Annotated in this window: 15 protein-coding genes and 1 tRNA gene; 11 read left to right on the plus strand and 5 right to left on the minus strand. The window is 42.5% G+C overall.

Annotated features, from left to right (window positions below; translation table 11 throughout):
- The first annotated feature begins 96 nt into the window (after positions 1–96).
- From GFB48_RS06305 to GFB48_RS06350, 10 genes are all read left to right on the plus strand, one after another.
- Positions 97–173 (plus strand) — tRNA-Arg (locus GFB48_RS06305).
- A gap of 247 nt (positions 174–420) precedes the next feature.
- On the plus strand, positions 421–2,034 hold the full coding sequence (locus GFB48_RS06310) for a methyl-accepting chemotaxis protein (RefSeq protein ID WP_163932776.1): 1,614 nt from the start codon (positions 421–423) through the stop codon (positions 2,032–2,034).
- Positions 2,035–2,600: 566 nt separating this feature from the next.
- Entirely contained in the window at positions 2,601–2,837 is a 237-nt protein-coding gene (locus GFB48_RS06315; protein WP_163932779.1) for an OadG-related small transporter subunit, read from the plus strand.
- Between the two features lie 15 nt (positions 2,838–2,852).
- Positions 2,853–4,631: a sodium-extruding oxaloacetate decarboxylase subunit alpha gene (gene oadA / locus GFB48_RS06320; protein WP_163932782.1), complete on the plus strand. Its 1,779-nt coding sequence runs from the start codon at positions 2,853–2,855 to the stop codon at positions 4,629–4,631.
- Positions 4,632–4,640: 9 nt separating this feature from the next.
- Entirely contained in the window at positions 4,641–5,771 is a 1,131-nt protein-coding gene (locus GFB48_RS06325; protein WP_163932785.1) for a sodium ion-translocating decarboxylase subunit beta, read from the plus strand.
- A 321-nt stretch (positions 5,772–6,092) separates the two neighbouring features.
- Complete coding sequence (locus GFB48_RS06330; RefSeq protein ID WP_163932788.1) at positions 6,093–7,301, plus strand: NupC/NupG family nucleoside CNT transporter; 1,209 nt, start codon at positions 6,093–6,095, stop codon at positions 7,299–7,301.
- A 143-nt stretch (positions 7,302–7,444) separates the two neighbouring features.
- A complete protein-coding gene (locus tag GFB48_RS06335) occupies positions 7,445–8,356 on the plus strand; it encodes a LysR family transcriptional regulator (protein ID WP_205597688.1) in 912 nt (303 codons plus the stop codon).
- Between the two features lie 35 nt (positions 8,357–8,391).
- Positions 8,392–8,994: a flavin reductase family protein gene (locus GFB48_RS06340; protein ID WP_163932793.1), complete on the plus strand. Its 603-nt coding sequence runs from the start codon at positions 8,392–8,394 to the stop codon at positions 8,992–8,994.
- Between the two features lie 184 nt (positions 8,995–9,178).
- On the plus strand, positions 9,179–10,435 hold the full coding sequence (locus GFB48_RS06345; protein WP_163932796.1) for an HlyD family secretion protein: 1,257 nt from the start codon (positions 9,179–9,181) through the stop codon (positions 10,433–10,435).
- A gap of 8 nt (positions 10,436–10,443) precedes the next feature.
- Positions 10,444–12,555, plus strand: coding sequence for a peptidase domain-containing ABC transporter (locus GFB48_RS06350; RefSeq protein WP_163932799.1), 2,112 nt, complete (start codon positions 10,444–10,446; stop codon positions 12,553–12,555).
- Positions 12,556–12,683: 128 nt separating this feature from the next.
- Here the strand turns inward: GFB48_RS06350 and GFB48_RS06355 are convergent, their stop codons facing one another.
- Entirely contained in the window at positions 12,684–13,835 is a 1,152-nt protein-coding gene (locus GFB48_RS06355; RefSeq protein ID WP_163932802.1) for a TIGR02281 family clan AA aspartic protease, read from the minus strand.
- Between the two features lie 64 nt (positions 13,836–13,899).
- Positions 13,900–15,102 carry an NnrS family protein gene (locus tag GFB48_RS06360; RefSeq protein WP_163932805.1) on the minus strand — a complete coding sequence of 401 codons (1,203 nt, stop codon included), beginning with the start codon at positions 15,100–15,102 and terminating at the stop codon, positions 13,900–13,902.
- A 568-nt stretch (positions 15,103–15,670) separates the two neighbouring features.
- Between GFB48_RS06360 and GFB48_RS06365 the strand changes: the two genes are divergently transcribed.
- Positions 15,671–18,541 carry a family 16 glycosylhydrolase gene (locus GFB48_RS06365; protein ID WP_163932808.1) on the plus strand — a complete coding sequence of 957 codons (2,871 nt, stop codon included), beginning with the start codon at positions 15,671–15,673 and terminating at the stop codon, positions 18,539–18,541.
- 141 nt (positions 18,542–18,682) lie between these two features.
- Here GFB48_RS06365 and GFB48_RS06370 read toward each other — a convergent pair whose 3' ends face one another.
- From GFB48_RS06370 to GFB48_RS06380, 3 genes are read right to left on the minus strand one after another with little or no spacing between them, the layout of a single operon-like run.
- Positions 18,683–19,804 carry a 3-oxoacyl-ACP synthase III family protein gene (locus tag GFB48_RS06370; protein ID WP_163932811.1) on the minus strand — a complete coding sequence of 374 codons (1,122 nt, stop codon included), beginning with the start codon at positions 19,802–19,804 and terminating at the stop codon, positions 18,683–18,685.
- Positions 19,786–20,496 (minus strand): hypothetical protein, encoded by a 711-nt coding sequence (locus GFB48_RS06375; protein ID WP_163932814.1) that lies wholly within the window; start codon positions 20,494–20,496, stop codon positions 19,786–19,788. The genes GFB48_RS06370 and GFB48_RS06375 overlap by 19 nt, the downstream gene beginning before the upstream one ends.
- Positions 20,496–20,954: a YHS domain-containing (seleno)protein gene (locus tag GFB48_RS06380; protein ID WP_163932817.1), complete on the minus strand. Its 459-nt coding sequence runs from the start codon at positions 20,952–20,954 to the stop codon at positions 20,496–20,498. Before GFB48_RS06380 ends, GFB48_RS06375 begins: the two co-directional genes overlap by 1 nt.
- Positions 20,955–21,032 lie beyond the last annotated feature (78 nt).

A 21,032-nucleotide genomic window follows, 5' to 3' on the forward strand; every position in this document is an offset into this window, starting at 1 on the left:
GTCCGTAGCTCAGCTGGATAGAGTACCTGGCTACGAACCAGGCGGTCGGAGGTTCGAATCCTCCCGGACGCGCCATTTCTCTTGATAACAATCTGCGCGTCCGTAGCTCAGCTGGATAGAGTACCTGGCTACGAACCAGGCGGTCGGAGGTTCGAATCCTCCCGGACGCGCCATCATTTAAAAAACCCGCTTTATTGCGGGTTTTTTGCTTTGTGAACTCTGATTCTTAATAAACCAGTCCTTTAGTTTGATCCATTTCGTAGCACTGATGTGTTGTCATCATTTTGATTTAAGTCAAAATTATCCATTAAAAATTAATGTTTTAGAAAAAAACACAAATGAGATAAAAATATAACGTTATATCTTTTGGGGTAAGCTGATATGTTAATCATTAGGCGAGTCTAAAAGGAATTAACCTCAATGATGCAAGCACTTATAAATAAGTTAACGGTGGCGCAAAAAATTTCAGCAATCGCTGTTTCTGCAGGGCTGGCGTTAGTGGTGTTAACCAGTTTTTCTTTAAATTATCATTCTCAATTAAATGCTAATTTACTACCGCTCACTCAACAGCGTTCGCAAGCCATGGAGCAGGTTACTGCTATTTACATGGAATATGCCGATGGTATTGTTGAAACGCTCAGCCAGTGGCAGTTTGGCCAACTATCCGATCAGCAAATGTTGATTCAAGTACGTGCTTCTTCAAATAATATGGTCCAGACTTACCATAAATTAACTGCATCCTCTTATTTTAAGAAAACTGAGGTCGATTTGACTGAAACTCAGCTGCAACTTGAGAAATTATTAACTCAATTTAGTGCAGGTCAGATAGATCAGCAGCAGTTATCCCTTGCCACTTATCAACTTTTCGTTCCAGTGAAAGCGCAACTGAAACAATTTTCTGAAACAGCCTTTAATAACACTCAAATAGGGTATAGAGAAATGCTACGCATTAAAGAGGATGCGTCAGCAAAGCTGCTGATGATTTCGGTGTTGGCGCTATTAATTGTGCTAGGCATGAGTATTTTTACGATCAGAGGTTTAATGAATTCGATGGGGGGACAACCTCATTTTATCAATATTTTGTTAGGCAAAATTTCAGAAGGAAATTTATATCGTCAAACAAACTCTACCGGTGTTGAAACGGGTATCTTAGCCTCGACAGTGAACTTGCATGAAAAGCTCAAAGAAGTGGTCAGTTCATCGATGAATATGACAGATAATGTCAGTCGTTCCTCCCATGAGTTAACCACTGTCATGGCCAAGACATCGGATAATTCGAAACAGGCATTAATAAAAGTTGAGGAGATTTCTACATCGCTTACTGAATTATCGCAAACCTCGAAAGAAGTCAGCAGTCATGCTAAGGCAGCAGAGGATAATGCAATTTTCGCCTATGAAAATGTCCAGCAGGGTAATCAACTATTGGCAAAATCGCTTAATTTAACTCATAGCATTAATGATTCGATGGCCACAATGGCGCAAATGATCGCTCAATTAGAACAACGCACGCTAGAAATTGGTGAAGTTATCCATGTTATCGATAGTATTTCGGATCAAACGAATTTATTGGCTCTTAATGCCGCAATTGAAGCTGCCAGAGCTGGAGAGCAAGGCCGAGGTTTTGCTGTTGTGGCAGATGAAGTGCGCGCTCTAGCGGCTAAAACTCAAGCTTCAACGGTTGATATCGTAAAAATTATCGAACAATTGCAAACCCAAGCTACCTTGGTGAGTGAGCAGATGCAGGGCAATGTCAGTGCCATTGAGCAATCACAACAATTATCCGATAAAGTGAAAAGCGCATTCGATGGTATTGCTGGTGCTGTGGAATCTATCAAGGCCATTAATGAAATTGTGGCAACGGCATCGTCCCAACAGCACAATGTGACCCAAGAACTGTCTAAAAGCAGCATCAGTGCCTATGATTTGGTCACCGATAATGTGACTGCGTTCGAACAAACTCAAACGGCGGCTAAGCAGCTGCAAGAGCAAGCCTTTACGCAAAAGCAAGTAATGGACTTTTTTAAGATCCATTAGTTGCCTTTTATCAAAGATTTAATAGCAATAGGTCGGTTTTAAGCAGGACATAGGCCGAGCCATCATTATTTGCTGCTATTAGTCATTTTGTTTTGCAGTGCTTAGCCAAAACAAAATGACTGCAGCCTCTAAATTGCTGTGTAACTTCAGCCAGTTACTCATATCAATCGACAGCATCTTTACTGTTTGCTTACTCTGGTTTACCCCGAATTAATATCGCTGTAGGGCTGTCTAACAAAGCTTATTTGCAATTGCAGTGGAAACTCCAAAACAGCAACTGCCATATTGACAATTTTGCAACACCTTGTTTACCAATTTGGTTTTAATACTGAATTATAAAAAACTTTAATTTAACTGGTAATACCTCTTATTGTGTTGTTTTTGTTCGTTTTTGTTGTTTTTTTTGGAGGGTTTTTTGTGGTTTTTATAGGGTGCGGTTAACCTTTATCTTGGTAAGACCAATTTACAAATTGATGGGATCTTGTTGTAAATTAATTGTTAAAGTGTGCTGGTCAAGTTAGGATAGCTTTATTGACTTGAAATTTTTTAGCCAAGTAGGAGGGCGTATGCCATCAATTTCAGAGCAGTTATTTACTGCGCTCTCAGTGATGGGGTTAGGTATGGGCTTAGTGTTTATATTTTTAAGCTTAATGATCATCGTGGTGAACTTTACTGCCAAGTTATTTCCTGTTGAGGTGGCCCCAGTCGTCCCTACAGCAAGTACCACTAATGCTGCTATCCCAGCGCATGTTGTGGCAGCTATTAACGGTGCCATTGAGCAGCACCTACAAAAGAATCAATAAATTTAGGAGAGAACCATGGCAAAATCATTAGGATTGACCGAACTTGCCCTGCGTGATGCCCATCAATCATTACTGGCAACCCGCCTTCGCCTTGAAGACATGCTGCCTATTGCCGACAAACTTGACCAAGTAGGATTTTGGTCAATAGAGAGCTGGGGTGGTGCCACCTTTGATTCTTGTATTCGTTACCTTGGCGAAGATCCTTGGGAGCGCATTCGTGCCCTTAAAGCGGCGATGCCAAACACCCGTCAGCAAATGCTGCTGCGTGGCCAGAACCTTCTCGGCTATCGTCATTACGCTGATGATGTGGTGCGTAAATTTGTTGAGCGTGCCCATTCCAATGGTGTTGATGTATTCCGTATCTTTGATGCCATGAACGATGTCCGTAACCTAGAAACTGCAATTAAGAGCGCAGTGGAAGTTGGCGCCCATGCCCAAGGCACAATTTCTTACACCACCAGTCCTGTTCACACCTTAGATTTATGGGTTGATCAGGCTAAAAAATTAGAAGACTTAGGTTGTCACTCTATCTGTATTAAAGATATGGCTGGCTTATTAAAGCCGTTTGATGCTTACGACCTAATCAGCCAAATTAAATCATCGACTGATTTAGAAGTGTCTTTGCATTGTCATGCCACTACTGGTTTGTCTACCGCCACTTACCAAAAAGCCATTGAGGCGGGTGTCGACGTATTAGACACCGCGACGGCATCAATGAGCCAAACCTATGGTCACAGTGCTACTGAAACCGTCGTTGCTATGGTTGAGGGTACCGAGTTTGATACTGGCTACGACATGGGATTATTGGAGGAAATTGCCGCCTATTTCCGTGAAGTTCGTAAAAAGTACGCCAAATTTGAGGGTGAGCTTAAGGGCATTGATGGTCGTATTCTTAAAGCACAGGTGCCCGGTGGTATGTTAACCAACATGGAAAACCAATTGCGTGAACAAGGTGCTAGCGACAAATTAGATTTAGTGCTAGAGGAAATTCCTAAGGTTCGTGAAGATTTAGGCTATCTGCCATTGGTTACCCCTACTTCACAAATTGTGGGTACCCAGGCGGTACTGAACGTGTTAACCGGCGAGCGTTACCGTTCAATCACAAAAGAAACCGAAGGCGTATTAAAAGGCGAATACGGTACGACTCCTGCGGCAGTGAATGCACAATTGCAAATGCGTGTACTAGGTGATGAGCAAGCCATTACTTGCCGTCCTGCTGATAACATTAGTGATGAATACCAAAGCTTAACTGAGGAGTTAGTAAGACTAGCAGCTGAGAAAGACATTAAGCTTGCCGATAACCAAGACGATGACGTGCTGATTTACGCATTATTCCCGCAAATTGGTTTGAAGTTCCTAGAAAACCGTGGCAATCCTGATGCCTTTGAACCTGTGCCATCGGCGGATGATGCTAAACCTGCGGTTGCAGGCAGCACCGATGAAGTCGCCAGCTATAACGTCACCGTTGAAGGTAAGGTATATCAAGTTGAGGTCTGCCAAGGGGAAGTGGGCGCTATCAGTGTTGCCGGTCACGCACCAGCTGCGGCCGCACCACAAGCGGCTGCAGTGGCGTTAGGTGCTGGTACACCTGTGAACTCACCATTGTCGGGCAATATTTTCAAAGTGAATGTTACCCCAGGGCAACAGGTACAAGAGGGTGATGTGATCATCGTTATGGAAGCCATGAAGATGGAAACCGAAATCCGTGCCGATCGATCTGGTGCCATTAGCGAGATCAACATCAAAGAAGGTGACTCGGTTGCCGTTGGCGATCCATTACTGGCCATTGCTTAAGAGGTAACTATGGAAGGTTTATTAGCCTTTTGGGGCGAAACAGGCATTGTTCACTTTGAATCTGGACAAATCATCATGATGGCCGTAGGTGCACTACTTTTGTACCTAGCCATTGCTAAAAAGTTTGAACCGCTATTGTTATTACCGATTGGTTTTGGTGCTATTTTGGCCAATATTCCCAATGCCGGTTTAGCAGAAGAGGGCGGCTTACTTTATTACGCTTATTCTGTCGGTATTGAGACAGGCATTTTCCCACTGCTTATTTTTATGGGCGTGGGTGCCATGACGGACTTTGGAGCGCTTATTGCAAATCCCAAAATGTTGTTTTTAGGGGCAGCGGCACAGTTTGGTATTTTTGCCACTTTATTGGGGGCTATCACACTGAATTTGATCCCTGGTTTTGAGTTCTCTCTGCAAGATGCTGGGGCAATTGCCATTATTGGCGGTGCTGATGGCCCGACGGCAATTTTTTTGGCGTCACGCCTAGCGCCTGAGTTATTAGGGGCAATTGCGGTTGCAGCTTATTCTTATATGGCATTGGTGCCTATTATTCAGCCACCTATTATGAAGGCGTTAACCACACCTGCGGAACGTCAAATTAAGATGGAGCAGTTGCGTCAGGTATCGAAAAAGGAAAAGATTATTTTCCCGATTTCGGTACTGCTGTTAACCACGCTGTTTTTACCCGCAGCGACGCCATTAGTGGGTATGTTCTGTTTAGGTAACCTTATGCGTGAAGCGGGTGTCGTCGATAGATTATCTTCCACGGCGCAAAATGAGCTGATTAATATTGTGACAATTTTCCTAGGCTTAGCGGTGGGTTCTAAATTGTCTGCTGCAGCATTCTTGAAAGTAGAAACCCTAGGTATTCTGGCTTTAGGTGCAGTGGCGTTTGCTATTGGTACGGCTGCGGGCGTATTAATGGCTAAGCTAATGAGTAAGCTGTCAGGGGGTAAGGTTAACCCACTATTAGGCGCAGCTGGGGTATCTGCTGTACCTATGGCCGCTCGTGTGGTGAATAAGGTTGGCCTAGAGGCGAATCCACAAAACTTCTTACTGATGCATGCGATGGGACCAAACGTTGCCGGAGTTCTGGGTTCGGCTGTAGCCGCTGGTATTCTGTTGGCAGTACTTGGTTAATTAAGCATTGCCATTCATTTCAAGGGCAGCCATTTGGCTGCCTTTTTATTTTATCTATCACCTCGATTAGCTTTAATTCATAGACCCTGCCTCATAGACCTTAGTGACCCAGTTCACAAAAACATAGGAACACTGTGGAAATGCTTTTTCTGTATGGAAATAATAGCTTTTTAGTCGTTTTAACCCATTGATATAGTGTAACTAATTTAATAGTAATTATATCTAACCTAGATAGTAACCTTGTTGTAACAATTCGGGGTTGAACAATTATTGTGCCTAAATAGAATGCGCGCCTTAGTTCGGTTGAGTTAGGTTAAATCCATGGTTTCTATTTTAGGCATGTTTGCCATTATTGCATTGGCAGTACTTTTATCTTCAGATAAAAAGTCGATTCCATTGCGCACGGTTGTTACAGCATTCGCATTACAAATTGCGTTCGCATTATTGGTGCTTTATGTACCTGCAGGTAAAGCTGCTCTAGGCGCAGCGTCGGAAGCTGTTAACACAGTGGTCGGTTTTGGTGCTAAGGGTATTCAATTCCTATTTGGCGACTTAGCGGCTGGTGGCAGCGTTGGTTTTGTTTTCGCCGTTAACGTACTCGGTACGATTATTTTCTTCTCTGCATTAGTATCGACGCTGTATTATTTGCGCATTATGCCGTTGGTCATTAATGGGATTGGTGCAGTTCTGCATAAGGTACTTGGTACTTCACGTGTAGAATCCCTATCTGCTACCGCTAACATCTTCGTTGGTATGGTTGAGGCGCCATTAGTAGTGAAGCCATACGTGAAAACCATGACAGATTCACAGCTGTTCGCCATGATGACCTGTGGTTTAGCTTCTGTTGCCGGTGCCACTATGGTGGGTTATGCCTCTGTAGGTGTTGAACTTGAATACTTAATCGCTGCGGCGTTTATGTCTGCACCTGCTGGCTTGTTAATGGCGAAAATCTTAGTGCCACCCTCAAAGGATGAGCAGCAAGACAAGCAAGCTGAAGCCGCAGAAGTAGAAGAAGCGACTAACGTGGTTGAAGCGATTGCTAATGGTGCTATGAGCGGTTATCAAGTTGCAGTAGGTGTTGGTGTCTCACTGCTGGCGTTTGTGGGTATGATTGCACTGCTTGATGCATTAATTGGTACGATTGCGGGTGTGTTTGGTGCAGAGCTTAGTCTTGGTATTATCTTTGGTTACGTGTTTGCGCCTGTGGCTTGGTTAATTGGTGTACCTTGGTCTGAGGCTATGACCGCGGGTTCTTTAATTGGTACTAAGATGATGGTTAACGAATTTGTGGCCTTTATCGAATTAATGAATGTGAAAGATCAGCTGTCGGCCCACAGCCAAGCTATCGTGACTTTCGCTTTATGTGGTTTTGCTAACATCTCATCTATGGGTATGTTGATTGGTTCTTTAGGTACGCTAGTACCAGAGCGTCGCCAGTTTGTGGCTAAGTATGGTTTTAAGGCCATCGCTGGTGGTGTGCTAGCTAACTTGATGAGTGCTGCCCTTGCTGGTGTGATCTTGTCGTTATAATGTTTTAGCTATAAATTTCATGAATACAAAGAGGTGGCTATGCCACCTCTTTTGCTATGTGCTAAATTTGAAAGGGAACCTTTTCTGAGACGACAAATTTGGCGAGCGATAAAAAATCCTTACTGACCGATAGAGCTATGCAAATGGTTATTTTTCATAGCATTATTCACCATAGCAGTTTTACTAAGGCCGCCGCTTCCCTTGGGGTATCAGTATCTTATATATCTAAACAGCTTACCCAGTTAGAAGCCTATTTAGGGATCACCCTAGTGACCCGTACTACCCGTACTTTAAGCCTCACCGATGCGGGTAAGCAGTATTTTAAGTATTGTGAAAAAGTCGTTGAGGATATTGAAAATGCCGAGCGTATGGTGGCCGACAGTCGCTCTAAAATTTCGGGTAAGGTGCGCATTGGTATGTCACAGTCCTTTGGCAATTTACATATGATCCCAGCTATTAAGGTATTACGTAAACAGTACCCAAACTTAGAAATTGAATTAAGCCTGTTTGATCATAAGGTTGATATGGTAGAAGAACAGCTGGATTTATGGGTGACTAACTTTGAAGATATCCCCCAAGGCTACATTGCTCAGCGCTTAGCAGACTGTAAATTTTTGCTGGTGGCATCACCGGAATATTTAATTGAAAATGGAACCCCTAGTCATCCCAATGATTTAGTTCAGCATAACTGTTTAGTGTATAAAAGCCGTAACCGTCACTATAGTGCCTGGGCCTTTCAAGACGGTGATGATGGGGTGATGGTCAATGTAGATGGCGATTATTGTGTTGACTTAGCGGAGGCCATCAGGGATGCTGCTGTTTCAGGTTGGGGGGTAGCCTATTTAGCTACCTACCTTATTGGTAACGAATTTAAACAGGGTAAGTTGGTGCAGCTATTACCAAGATGGCGTACTACCCAGGTCATGCCTTTTTATATTGTTTATCCAAGCAGAAGGTACTTACCGTTTAGGGTAACCACTATCATTGATTTTTTGAAAAGTTATGTGGGTGATCCCCCTTACTGGGATAAAAATTTACAAAACTGGATTAAGTAACGACCCTGTTCACTATAGATTGACAAAGGACTGATATGAATTTTACACCGGATACGATTAGTGCTCAGCAAATGTATAAGTTGCTCATTGGTGGGATCACCCCAAGACCTATTGCATGGGTGTCGAGCATTTCTAATAACGGCGAAGTCAATTTAGCGCCATTTTCTTTTTTTACTGTGGCCAGTGCGAACCCTCCTGTGCTGTGTTTTAACCCTATGTATAACGCTGATGCACAGGCAAAAGATACCTTGCGTAATATCCGCGAGCAAGGGCAGTTTGTTATCCACTCGGTTTCCGCTAAGCATCTTGAGCAAATGAATAAAACCTGCCATAACCTACCTTTTGATCAGGATGAATTTGATTACGCCAATATTGAAAAAATTCCTTCTACTGTAGTTAAGCCGCCGCGGATTAAATCTGCTATCGTCAGTTATGAATGTGAGTTATTACAGGTGGTGGATTTGGGTGACCAAGCATTATCTGGGCATCTGGTTTTGGGGGAGGTTAAAATGGTGCATGTGGCTGATGATGCCATCGATAACTTCAGAATAGACAGCGATAAGTTAGACACAATAGGGCGTATGGCGGGGGCGGATTATACCCTTACCAGAGATAGAGTAACTCTCGAAAGATCATAGTGTTAGGTCTTAAAGTCTTTTACACTATGGTAATCAAATTGTGATTTTATGTCAGCGGGGAAGGCACAGGCTTTCCCTTTTTTATTTGATTAATTAATTTTTTGTACTAATTGTTAATACTCATGAAGATTTTCTTCTTGCTTGTTGTTTGGTGAATCGTTTCACTAAAAGGGAGGAGTATTAAATGGGATTATTTCGTAAGGAAGCGGTTCAGCAGCAACAGCAACGATTGACCGGTTCAGTATCTTTGGCTCAGCCAGTATCCATTGCTGTCATCACTGTTGTCATTTTGACCATCACTACCGTCATTATTAGTTTTCTTTTTCTTGCCCAATACACTAGAAAAGAGTCGGTTCAAGGCTTCCTAATATCGGATAAAGGTTTAATAAGAGGCTTTTCTGGCCAGGCAGGGGTGATTGAGCTGTTGTATGTCGCCGAGGGCGATATGGTGGTTAAAGGGCAAAAACTTGCGAACATTAACGTGCCTAAGGCAAGCTACACATCTCAGCGTGGAACCACCCATCTTAGTGAACAGTTGGTTTTCCAATACCAGCAACAACTAGCCTTGATAGATAGTGAGATTCAACAGCAAAAGCAATTGCTTGAGCAAGAGTTAGTCACCTTAAAAGCCTCCCAGGAGGGACTGTACAGTGAACGCCAATCATTGCTCACTCAAACAAAACTGGCAACCGCAAAGCTGCAGCTTATTGAGCAACAACAACAAAGTTTGCAAGCACTGTATGGAAAAAACCATCTCACATTAAGTGAGTATCAAAGCCATCGTCAAATTGCAATTGATGCTGAGCAAGAGTTACATTCTTACCAACGATTACTTTTTACTAACCATGTCAGAATGGAGGAATTAGCTTATAAAATTGATATTCTGCCTAATCAACTGCATGTGAAGCTCAGTAGTTTACAAAGGCAAAAATCTGAGATTCAAAATCAGCTTTTGCATACCCAAGCCAATGCAACATATACCGTATTGGCCCCTCATTCAGGTGTTGTCACCGCCGTTTTATTCAGTCAAGGAGAGACTGTGGCAAATAATACCGCCATCCTTACAATTTTACCTGAAAATTCAAATTTGGTTGCTGAGCTGTTAGTACCAAGTAGAAGTATTGGCTTCGTCAAATTAGGTCAAACAGCAAAGTTAAGATTTGATGCATTTCCATATCAAAGGTTTGGATTCATCAATAGTGAGGTGATTAGTATCGAGCAGACACTGGTCACCCCAAGCGAAATTAAATTACCGATTAATATCCGCGAACCAGTGTACCGATTGCGAGCAAAGCTTCCTCATCAATATATCCAAGCTTATGGTAAAGACTTTCCTTTGAAAACTGGAATGCAGCTTGAGGCGGATATTAGCTTAGATAAAAGATCACTATTGGACTGGTTGTTTGAACCTATTTATAGCCTTAAAGGTAAATTAAATTAGGGGCAATGATGTCAGAATTGATCAAGTTTTCTAATCGAAGAACGACGCCACTTATTTTACAAACAGAAATGGCTGAATGTGGTTTAGCTTGTATGGCGATGGTGTCTAGTTTTTATGGGCATAAGCTCGATATGGGCGCAATTAGGCAGAAATATAGCGCCAATGTGAGCGGTATGAATTTACAGCAATTGATTGAGCTAGGTGCTGTTCTGGGATTAAGTTCGAGGGCATTACAATGTGAGCTAAGTGAGTTAAAGCAATTGCAATTACCTTGCATATTGCATTGGGATATGAATCATTTTGTGGTGCTAACTAAGGTCAGTGGTAAAGGCGCGAAACAGAAATTCAGTGTTAATGATCCTGCGAGAGGGCAAAAAATATTCGATATAAAACAAATCAGTAAGCATTTCACAGGTGTTTGTTTAGAGTTGACCCCGACCAATCAATTTGAAACAAAAACAGAGTCTTCCACTCTTCGTTTTTATCAGCTTTGGTCGACGATGACTGGGTTGAAGCGTGGTTTAGTACAGCTATTTTTGGTGTCTTTAGTTATTCAGGTTTTAGTGCTTTTAGGCCCTTATTATATGCAATGGGTCGTTGATGAGGTCTTGGTAAGTTTTGATCAAGCCTTACTGCTTGTACTGGCGTTAGGCTTTGGTTTTATTGTGGTGTTGGAAACCCTTACGGCTGCGTTTCGAAGTTGGTTGATCATTCGCTTATCCAGTGTATTAAACATGCAGATGGGGGTGAACCTTCTGCATCACCTGATGCGCTTACCTATGTCTTTTTTTGAATCTAGGCATATTGGTGATTTAATGTCGAGATTTGGATCTTTGGCGCATATCCGCGAAAGGATAACGACAGGATTTGTAGAAACTTTTGTTGATGGTGTGATGGCTATTTCTATTTTGGTCGTTATGGTGCTGTATTCTTGGCAGCTCGCTATGATAGTCGTGTTGGTGATTGTACTGTACTTAGTGGTGAGACTGATTCTTTTTAGGCCTTTTAAGATGGCGAGTGAAGATTTAATCCAAAATTGTGCAAAAGAGCAAAGCCACTTTTTAGAATCTTTAAGAGCCATGCAGACGATTAAAATATTTGCTCAGGAGAATTTAAGACAAAGTATTTGGCAAAATCGATATGCCGAAGTGATCAATAGTGAAATAAAAATCGGTCGTTTAGAAATCAGTTTTAATGCCTTTAATAAAATGCTATTTGGACTTGAAAATGTAGTTGTGATTTATATTGGGGCGCTGACGGTAATGCAAGGGCAGTTAACCGTGGGGATGCTACTTGCCTTTATTAGTTATAAACGTTTATTAGCAGATAGGGCAACTAATCTTATTGAGCAAATTATACAATTTAAGATGATGCGCTTACATCTTGATAGGATTGCCGATATCGCTTTGAGCACACCAGAGAAAAATATCGATAGCCAAAGTGAAGCGCTTTTTCAAGATGCTGATATAGTCTTAAAAGACATTTGTTTTAAATATCCAAACTCGGACAAATGGCTACTTAAAAATATTAATTTAACGGTTCGAGCTGGGGATTGCATTGCCATCAAAGGTGCCTCCGGTGCTGGCAAAACCACACTGATGAAAATCATGCTGGGTTTACTGCCGCCTACTTCTGGTTGTGTTAGCTTTGGCGGTGTGGATATTACACAAATAGGTTTGAAAAAGTATCGTAAACAGATCGCTGCAGTACTGCAAAATGATACCTTATTAGCTGGTTCAATCGCGGATAATATTTGCTTTTTTGAGCCATCGCCAGATTTTGAAAAAATATTTAGGGTTGCAAACAGTGTTGCCATTAGTCAGGAAATCGATGCTATGCCTATGCAATATAATGCTTTGGTTGGTGATATGGGAGCATGTTTGTCTGGCGGTCAAATTCAAAGGCTACTGCTGGCAAGGGCGCTTTACAAACAGCCTAAAGCATTGTTTTTGGATGAAGCAACCTGTCATTTAGATAAGGAAAATGAGTTTGTCATAGCCCATCAAGTTAAGAATATGGCATTAACCCGAGTAATGGTGGCCCATCGTCAAGAAACGATAGCGATTGCGAATAAAGTCTACCTATTAGAGGCCGGAAGTTTGTCTATGGCACCGCAATAACCTGAGTTCTTAGGGGCGATGGTGAGAGCGTCATGTGTGGCTAAACTCTATAGTATTGCTAAGCATAGCCACCAACTTGAGGAGGTACTGGCTCAGCATGGTTGTTAGTTTACTATCGTTAGCACTGGTTAATGACTTCTATCCGTGAGTATAAGCTGATTGTTTTGTTGATCAATTTGAAAATGGTATTGGCTTAAAATATCCATGCCCAACAGTCCATCGGCGTTATCGTTAATTTCCACAGGTAAGCTGGCTAAGGTCACATTGTTTACCATTACGGTACCTATGGAAAGTGAGTTGATTTTGAATAAATAACTTTCTGCCTGGCCATTGGCGGTATTGAAAGTAATGTTTTTAATACTGTCTTGTTGGTCAATCCCTAATCGCGATAATGCCTGTGGAGCCAGGGAGGTTATAGAAGCACCAGTATCAATTAATAGAGTAAAGGCAATGCCATCTACCTTAATATCTACTAGATATTGTTGCCCCATAGGGGTTAAGTTTATGGTGTTGGGAGCGGCTTGTGATTGCTGGATCTGGGCTAATAGTTTTTGTGCTTTGGGGTAGATAGGGTCGCTTGGACTGACTTGAGTTAATGTAAATTCGGCATCAGCCATTTGCTCAAGTTGCATATATTCTGCCGCCAAATATAAATTAATTAAGCCAAGATGATTAAATAAATCATTAGCATACATAAGCAAATCTATCCATTCTTGTTGGCTTAATTGGTCATCAGCTTCTAATAAGGTATCAATGACTTGATCATCCAATGCAGTTTCTAGTGTGGGATTGGTTAGGTTGTTATGGGATTGTCTCGCAAGATCAATTAGCTCTAAGGCACCATACCAGTTATTGTCAGAGGTAAAGTAATTGCTAAAAGCTAATAATATTGAAACTTGATAGTTTTCAATATTATTTAGGTATGTATTAACATAGCTTTGTGCACTTGAATGGCTTTCCAGGGTGTCGACCTTCGCAAGGATTTTCGGTACCCATGGTGACTGTTGTTGCTCTGGCAATAGGTTTAATAATTGAAAGAAGCAAACGTAATCATGCTGTTGCCAACAAAAATCAAGCTTAGATATCGTTGAGTCGTGGTTGCTATTTGCCGTAGGAACCGTTTTTGAGGGCGCTTTGGTAGGTGTTACTAATGATTCATGGTTGTTGTCGACAATACTGTTGTTGGTTTTTTTTAACCATATGATTGCCCCGTGAAAACGCCCTAAACCATAGCCAATAGCCAATACAAACAGAACAATAAAAGTCTGAAGTACCTTCACATTCAATCCCTTATATTTATTGTGCTCAATACTTTATTTCTTAGCATACGCTAATTTTCAAGACTTAAAAACGGCTTTGTTTTGCTTTAAATAGTATCGGGGTATACACCCATAAAAAGAGGCTAGCGGCGATAAGCCATAGCATAATACTGGCGATGTATCCCCATATGGTATTGGCTAAAAAAGGCGCTAACACTCTTATTAGTGCGCTCATTAATACACAAATAAAGCAGATGTTTATCCAAGGGTGGGGGAGTAATGCTCGACCTGTGTGCCCAAGGGAAACCCGTGCCATCATGGCAAAAATCATTAGCCCCATGGCGGCAATGGTGATTAAGTGTAACGCATGGCTAAATGCAATGTGTTCGCTCACGAGGCTAACACCGATTAGTGCGCTTCCAAGTCCGAGGCAAAAATAAGAGGCATGTAATGACCATAATAACGGTGTTTTTAAAGTTTTTTCTGCATGCCAGTGGCGCTGACGCATCAGGTTAAGTAGACCGCAGCTGACAAGAAGCCCAGCAGTAAGTGCTGCTGTTGAAAAATAAAAGTTGCTAACAAAACTCAGCATGGCTATTAAGGTGAGTGGCATCAGTGAGACTTCTAACCAAGGTTGTGGTGGTTTTCTGACGACGTTCAGTCCATTCGCAGTGAAAAAAGGAATAACACGACCTCCCATTATTGTCATCAACAGTACAAACATAAGCACCATGGATCGACATAGGTGCAAGGCCAGTGCATGTTCACCCATTTTACTACTTATAATAATGGCGCTATTAAGGATTGCCATGACGGATAGCATGGCAACGAATAGGTAATTACGGCGGTTACGGGCGTTTATGACGCAACGTCCAAAGGCGAAAATCACAGCTAACCACCACAATAATTGGGCACTGAAAGCGAGGTAAATGCTGTTAGGTGTATTTACCCAAAATCCTATTCGAGCCAATATCCATAAGACAATGAGTGCGATGATTGGGTAGCCACTTAAACTGGGTTGTTTCGTCCATGTCTGCACAGCTGTCAGCAGAAATCCTGCGGCGACGGTTGCCCCAAAACCAAATATCATTTCATGGGCGTGCCACACTGCAGGCACCATTACTCTATCTAGATTAGACCCTAATGTGAGCATAAGTGCCCAAGTGCCTAAACTGATAATGCTGGCGATAGTGGCTAACAGAAAATGCGACCTAAATAACAGTTGCAAAATTGGCGCATCGGCAACACCTGTTGCAGGGACCTTTTTATGATCGTCAATATTTAACATTAAAATGCCTATGGCTTTCAGGTATTACTCAAATATTTTAGATAATACGATTGAATCTGCTCATCACCTCATAAGCATTAGTCAGACTCTCAATATAGTCAAAGTGTGGCAAAGTAAAAATAACCATTGTCTTAAAAATAATATTGACTGGTTATCGGCTGTTAAACGGACGCACTCGTTATCCAATTGCGTTAACTCTCATAATAGGCGTGTGTTCACCAATTTTCCTGGATAAATACAAGGTCACTAGTACTGTCATACTTGAGCATTCTCGAATAGTAAATGCTTTATTCATTGATGCTGCACCTGCAGGTGCTCAAAGATGTTCAGTATTGGTTGTCTAGCGATAACCGTATGTAGCACTAATAGGAACTCAGTGTATTGCTCTGTCATTGCTTGTTTGAGTGATCTTTTTTGGTGTATTGCTCGTAATATATGTCATTTTTAGGTGATAATTTTGCTGCCAAGTTATTTTTTTTGTTGTATCTGTTAAGAATTTGTTATATCAATATGTAAGCGCTTACATGTGTGAGTCTGTTAAATAATAAAACCTAACTAGGAAAACCCTATGACTATGCGTAAAGGATTGGCACTAAGTCTGTTGTCTAGTGCCATGTTATTTGGCTGCGGCGGTGACGACGCAGAAACTAATTACTTACCTCTGTTTCAGGTGGCTGATGCTACCACTAAGGTTGGTGAACTTTTCACTATGTCCAACTTTGCCACTGATGCCGACGGCGACCAACTATCCTATAGCTTTGATGGCCTGCCAAGCTGGTTGAGTTACGATGAAGCATCCCAATCCTTGAGCGGTACCCCTCAAATGGGGCAAGAAGGCAACTATGCTTTTACCATTCATGTGTCAGATGGTAGTGTCTCCTCTTCTAAAGAGGTCAACCTAGAAGTCAAACTGATTGGTGACTGGAAGTTGGCATGGTCTGATGAATTCGATGGTAACGCCCTCGACAGTAATAACTGGTCACCAATGCTAGGTGACGGCAGCGAGTATGGACTCGTTGGCTGGGGTAACAATGAATTACAATATTACAAAGCAGAAAATGCTACCGTTGCTGACGGTAAACTTAGCATCACTGCTTTAGAAGAGGTAACCGCTGGTTACAATTACTCGTCAGCACGTTTAAGGACAGCTGGTAAGTTCGATACTAAATACGGTCGCATTGAAGTAAAAGCAAAAGCCCCAGAAGGGCAGGGCTTATGGTCTGCTGTGTGGATGCTACCAACCGATTCTATGTACGGTGGCTGGGCTTCAGGCGGTGAAATTGACATCATGGAAGTGGTTAGCGCTAAAGGTGATGTGAATCAAAAGACCCATGGTACTGTTCATTATGGTATGGCTTGGCCGTTCAACCAAAATGCTGGCGGGATGATTGATGCCCAAGTCACAGATGATTTCCATACCTATGCTATTGAATGGGAGCAAAATGAAATTCGTTGGTACTTTGATGGTCAACATTATGCGACGGTGACCAAAGATGCTTGGTGGAGCTACTTCTACAAAGATATGGCGACGGGCTATGAATCGGCACCTGAAGCACCATTTGATCAAGATTTCCATTTACTTATTAACTTAGCTGTTGGTGGTAACTGGCCTGGTTCTCCTGACGGTGATACCGCTTTCCCTTCTGCACTTGAAGTTGATTATGTTCGTGTTTACGACTGTGAATATGATGGTGTACCGGTTGCTAGTTGTGCTAACAATGTCAGCGATACTGTAGAGCCCGCTCCAGAACGTTCTGTTTATGTTGCTGAGTATCCGTTATTCACTGGCAGCGGTGAAGATAAAATCTCATGGACTACGGCTGCAGGACCAATTGAAGCGCCACTTGCGGTTGGTGCAGGTTGGGATAACAACGGTGCCCTAAGCATGACGTTAACAGCGGATCCAGAACGTGGCGACGTGATTGACATTACGACTACCGATATGGGTAATGTGCTCATTAATGCTGCTGAGGGGGGAACGTTTGCTCTACGCGGAATGGGTAACTCTCAAAAGCCTTGGGAATTAGCAGCTGCTGAACTGAAATTCGAATTATTTATTGACTCATCTATGACCAACGCTGACGGTAACATATTGATCAAGATGGATTCAGGATGGCCTAACCTCGGATTTAAATCACTGGCCATTAGCGATTTAAAAATGGATGAATGGCAAAGCCTGTCAGTTCCAGTGAACGATCTTGTCGCTACCCCAGGTGATGGTCCTTTAGACATGGCTGCTGTAGTTAACTTGTTCGTTATTGAGTTTAGTTCCAACGCCCATGTGATGGTCGATAATATCACTCTCAAATGTGCTCACCCTGCGGATAATGGCTGTGCTATAGATCCACCACCTCAAGAGATTTCGGACAGTGAATTGCCAGTGTTTATCAATGGTGTGAACACCGGAGTCTGGGACAATGGTGTTGGTGCATGGGACGATGCGATTCAAACTGACTACTTCGATGGCACTGCTGGTGGCCACATGGGCTGGGAGATTGTTGATAGTGGCGAAGATGGTCATGATCAAGTACTGCAAATCACAAGCTCAGATAGCGGTGCAAGTGGTCTGGTATTTATTCAAGCTTCGACCCCACAAAATTTATCAGGCTTTGCGGGTGGTACCTTAGAGTTTGACTTAAAAGTTGCAGATTATGGTTCTAATACTTCTGGGATGACTTTTAAAGTAGACTGTATCTATCCGTGTACGACTGGTGATCAACCACTAGGTGTAGTGGCTGATGGCGAATGGCAAAGCTTCTCAATTTCCCTAGATGATTTAGTCGCTAAAGGACTTAACCTTAAGACTGTCAATACAGGTTTAGTGATTTACCCTGCATGGGGTGACCAAGCTGGAGTGACTTTCTGGGTTGATAACATTAAGTGGGTTAAAGGTGAAGGTGCCGTAGATGGTGGCGATACTCCTGCTGCTCCTGGACCAGTGGGTGATGTTACCTTGTTTACAGACACTGAAGATGCCAATTGGAAGTTCTTCATCTGCTGTGCCAATGCAACCAGCACAATCGCTGATGTAGGTGGTGATAATGGGAATGTTGCGGAATTCAACTTTTCTGGCACAGGCGGTACCGTGGTTGGCTTTATCAATGAAAATGGTAACGATTTATCCGGTTTAACCAATGGTACCTTAGAGTTTGACTTTAAGATGACTTCTGCACCAACCAATACTGAAGCGGTTTGGAAATTAAAAGTTGAAGGTGCAAGCCAGTCAATCTTTGCCGAGTTAGACCTGAGTGCGGGTAATTCAGGTGTTGGTCCTGTGCTCGATCAGTGGCAGAAATACACATTTAATCTGTCTGACCTTGAATCCGCTGGCCTTGACCTTAGTTTAGTGAAAATTGTGATGATTTTCCCTGAGTGGCAAAAGGCTGATGGCGCAGCTTACCAAATCGACAATGTAGTATTCAAAGACGGTCTGCAATAATAAGTCTTTAAGCTAAAACGCCGCTTCAATTGAAGCGGCGTTTTTATTTCACATTTTGTAAAACTTATAATTGGCTAAGACGCCTTTTGATTCGGCGACCAACAGCAACGACTTAACTTCGATAACGCCGTGGCCTAATGATTATGTATGGGTATATACAAACCCACCATATAGGTACTTAGTCGCCTCAGCACCGACCACTAAAACTCTACTTCCAGTTGCTAGCTTACCACTGCGGATCAACTTATTTAGGCTAACCCATATGGCAGCACTACCTAAGTTTCCGAGTTCTTTGGCATGATTTATCACTTTTTTTTTGTCAATGCCTAATTGTTTAGCAAAAATTTCATCAATATGGCCGTTGGCTTGATGAGGCAGAATAAAATCAAAGTCATCAATGCTAAATTGATTGTGCAAAACTTGCTCTAAAGAGTGCTTTATCAGCATTTCACCGTTCTGACGGACGCCCTTAACATCATGGTGAAATTTGGGTATTTCCTTGTTTTTAACTTTGGCAGAGCCACCATCTAGGTAAAATCCCGGTTGTTTACCGATACCAATATGGCCAAAGTAGCCGTGAGATATCTCACCGATGGCTTGCGGATGACCACTATTGGCAAGTATTACAGCGCCTGCACCATCACCCATTTGCATGTAGTTAAGCAATTGAGACAGGTCAATAAACTCATCATCAAAGTCAAAATACACGGAACCAGTTTCCATACCGCAAATAACAACAGGGGCTTGTTCTGCACTCTCAAAGTTAATACTGGATGTTGTTTTTGATGCACTTCTACCATGGCTCGATGTATTAGTAGGCAGCATGCCTGCTGCAATCTGCAGGGCATTAGCAAAACCGGTGCAGGCTTGCCTTAATTCTAAATAGGGGCCTGTGAATTGTAATTCATCCGCCAACCAAGAAGCATTGGGGGGCACTTGGGTGTGGGGGGTGCAGGTATGGGTAAGTAAGTACTGACAGTGGTTTATGTTGAGTTTAGCTGAAGCTAAAGCTTGGTTGATGGCTCGTTGACCTAGTTCAATGGCGGTCGGGGAAGGCGTACCTAAGTTTTGGTTGAAATTCCTGCTTAAGTGGCGCTTTTGTACACCAATTAAATGACCCAACTTAGCCGCGAGCAACCTTTTTCTGGGCCCGCTTTTCGATAGCAATATTGCTAATAATTGTTGATTGCTGTATGTCGTCTGCGGTAGGGCTGCGCCACAGCCTAACAGGCTAAAAGTCTGTTTTATATATCGAGTTTGCATTTGTTGATGAATTTACCTTCTAAGTTGTCTAGGCAAATAGCTAACTGGGAGAATTGCGGTTCAAATTGGCGTAACAGTGTCATTAGTTTTGAGACCGTCAATAATTTATCACTTTCGAACTGTTTAAAGTTTGCTCCTAGTGTCATGGCATAATGCTTGGCGATATAAACATGTTTGGCTTCGTCTTTGGCGATTTTTTTACATAAATCGACCAGTGGATGATTAGCGCCTAAGTTGCAATTGGATAGGCTGAGCAGAATTTGCGTTACGCAGGTATCTAGGGTGGCAATTCGGATAAAGTGTTCGGCGGTGGTATTTGTTTTGGCCAGAGTAATATAAAAGCGCTTAGCTGCGCTTCTGGCTTTATTGGTGATCTCATGTTTGCCTACATGTGACAATACTAACGCTAGTGCTTGTTCGTGCAACAGTTCTTCGGTTACCGTTAGATTTAAGTCTGACAACAACTGTTGGTTGGCGGCGCTGTCGGTAATTTGGCTTTGCTTATCAAAGATCATCTGCGCAGACTCTTCTCCGCAAAGTAATAATGGCAGTAGCGCAGCCAATGCAGTTTGCTGTTGGGCGTTAAATAATATGGGCTGCTGTTGATAATGGGCTAACCATTGGGGCACCAGCGAATGTTGCTGTTGGGGATCCCGTATGGCGAGCTGTTTATTGGGAAAACACTGGCTCATTAGTTTTGCGGCAGCTCGTTATTAGTTACTTTTTGCTGCCAGTACTTGTCTGCAGATATGATGAAATCTTGTTTGTCTTTTAACCACCACCAGCGTACAGATTTTGAATAATTGAGGTAAAGTTTATCTTCATGAATACTCCAAGCTTGTGGGTCGATATCCACCACCCGGTTTGCACTCATAGCGTAGGCGCAATAGCCTCCATATTGGGGAATGTATTTCTCGGGGGTATTTTTAAAGGCATCTAAGTGTTGTTGGTTTTTGAAGTGCCAAACACTGCCCTGGTAGTTATAGCTAAACTGCGCCGAGCCTTTAGCGGCTGAGCCTTCGGTAAAGTAGTTGACTACATCATAGCCTTCTATGACAAGATCTTGTTTATTGGTATTTAGGTTATACTGGCCAAGGCTAGTGCAACTGGCGATCAGCAATAGCATTATTACGGCAAAAAGCTTGTTCATTTTGCTATCCTTAATTTTTATGCAATACCTTGAAACTAGCAGTGTTTAGCATTGATATCAATTTACTCTGTTGTGGGT

Source organism: Paraferrimonas sp. SM1919 (genome assembly GCF_010993985.1).
Taxonomy (GTDB): Bacteria; Pseudomonadota; Gammaproteobacteria; order Enterobacterales; family Shewanellaceae; genus SM1919.

What these genes read in the sequence shown, in the direction of transcription:
- GFB48_RS06340 (WP_163932793.1), top strand. Translation starts at nt 8,392, where the DNA reads ATGAATTTTACACCGGATACGATTAGTGCTCAGCAAATGTATAAGTTG.
- GFB48_RS06310 (WP_163932776.1), top strand. Translation starts at nt 421, where the DNA reads ATGATGCAAGCACTTATAAATAAGTTAACGGTGGCGCAAAAAATTTCA.
- GFB48_RS06345 (WP_163932796.1), top strand. Translation starts at nt 9,179, where the DNA reads ATGGGATTATTTCGTAAGGAAGCGGTTCAGCAGCAACAGCAACGATTG.
- GFB48_RS06350 (WP_163932799.1), top strand. Translation starts at nt 10,444, where the DNA reads ATGTCAGAATTGATCAAGTTTTCTAATCGAAGAACGACGCCACTTATT.
- oadA (WP_163932782.1), top strand. Translation starts at nt 2,853, where the DNA reads ATGGCAAAATCATTAGGATTGACCGAACTTGCCCTGCGTGATGCCCAT.
- GFB48_RS06330 (WP_163932788.1), top strand. Translation starts at nt 6,093, where the DNA reads ATGGTTTCTATTTTAGGCATGTTTGCCATTATTGCATTGGCAGTACTT.
- GFB48_RS06335 (WP_205597688.1), top strand. Translation starts at nt 7,445, where the DNA reads ATGGTTATTTTTCATAGCATTATTCACCATAGCAGTTTTACTAAGGCC.
- GFB48_RS06365 (WP_163932808.1), top strand. Translation starts at nt 15,671, where the DNA reads ATGACTATGCGTAAAGGATTGGCACTAAGTCTGTTGTCTAGTGCCATG.
- GFB48_RS06325 (WP_163932785.1), top strand. Translation starts at nt 4,641, where the DNA reads ATGGAAGGTTTATTAGCCTTTTGGGGCGAAACAGGCATTGTTCACTTT.
- GFB48_RS06360 (WP_163932805.1), bottom strand. Translation starts at nt 15,102, where the DNA reads ATGTTAAATATTGACGATCATAAAAAGGTCCCTGCAACAGGTGTTGCC.
- GFB48_RS06380 (WP_163932817.1), bottom strand. Translation starts at nt 20,954, where the DNA reads ATGAACAAGCTTTTTGCCGTAATAATGCTATTGCTGATCGCCAGTTGC.
- GFB48_RS06315 (WP_163932779.1), top strand. Translation starts at nt 2,601, where the DNA reads ATGCCATCAATTTCAGAGCAGTTATTTACTGCGCTCTCAGTGATGGGG.
- GFB48_RS06375 (WP_163932814.1), bottom strand. Translation starts at nt 20,496, where the DNA reads ATGAGCCAGTGTTTTCCCAATAAACAGCTCGCCATACGGGATCCCCAA.
- GFB48_RS06370 (WP_163932811.1), bottom strand. Translation starts at nt 19,804, where the DNA reads ATGCAAACTCGATATATAAAACAGACTTTTAGCCTGTTAGGCTGTGGC.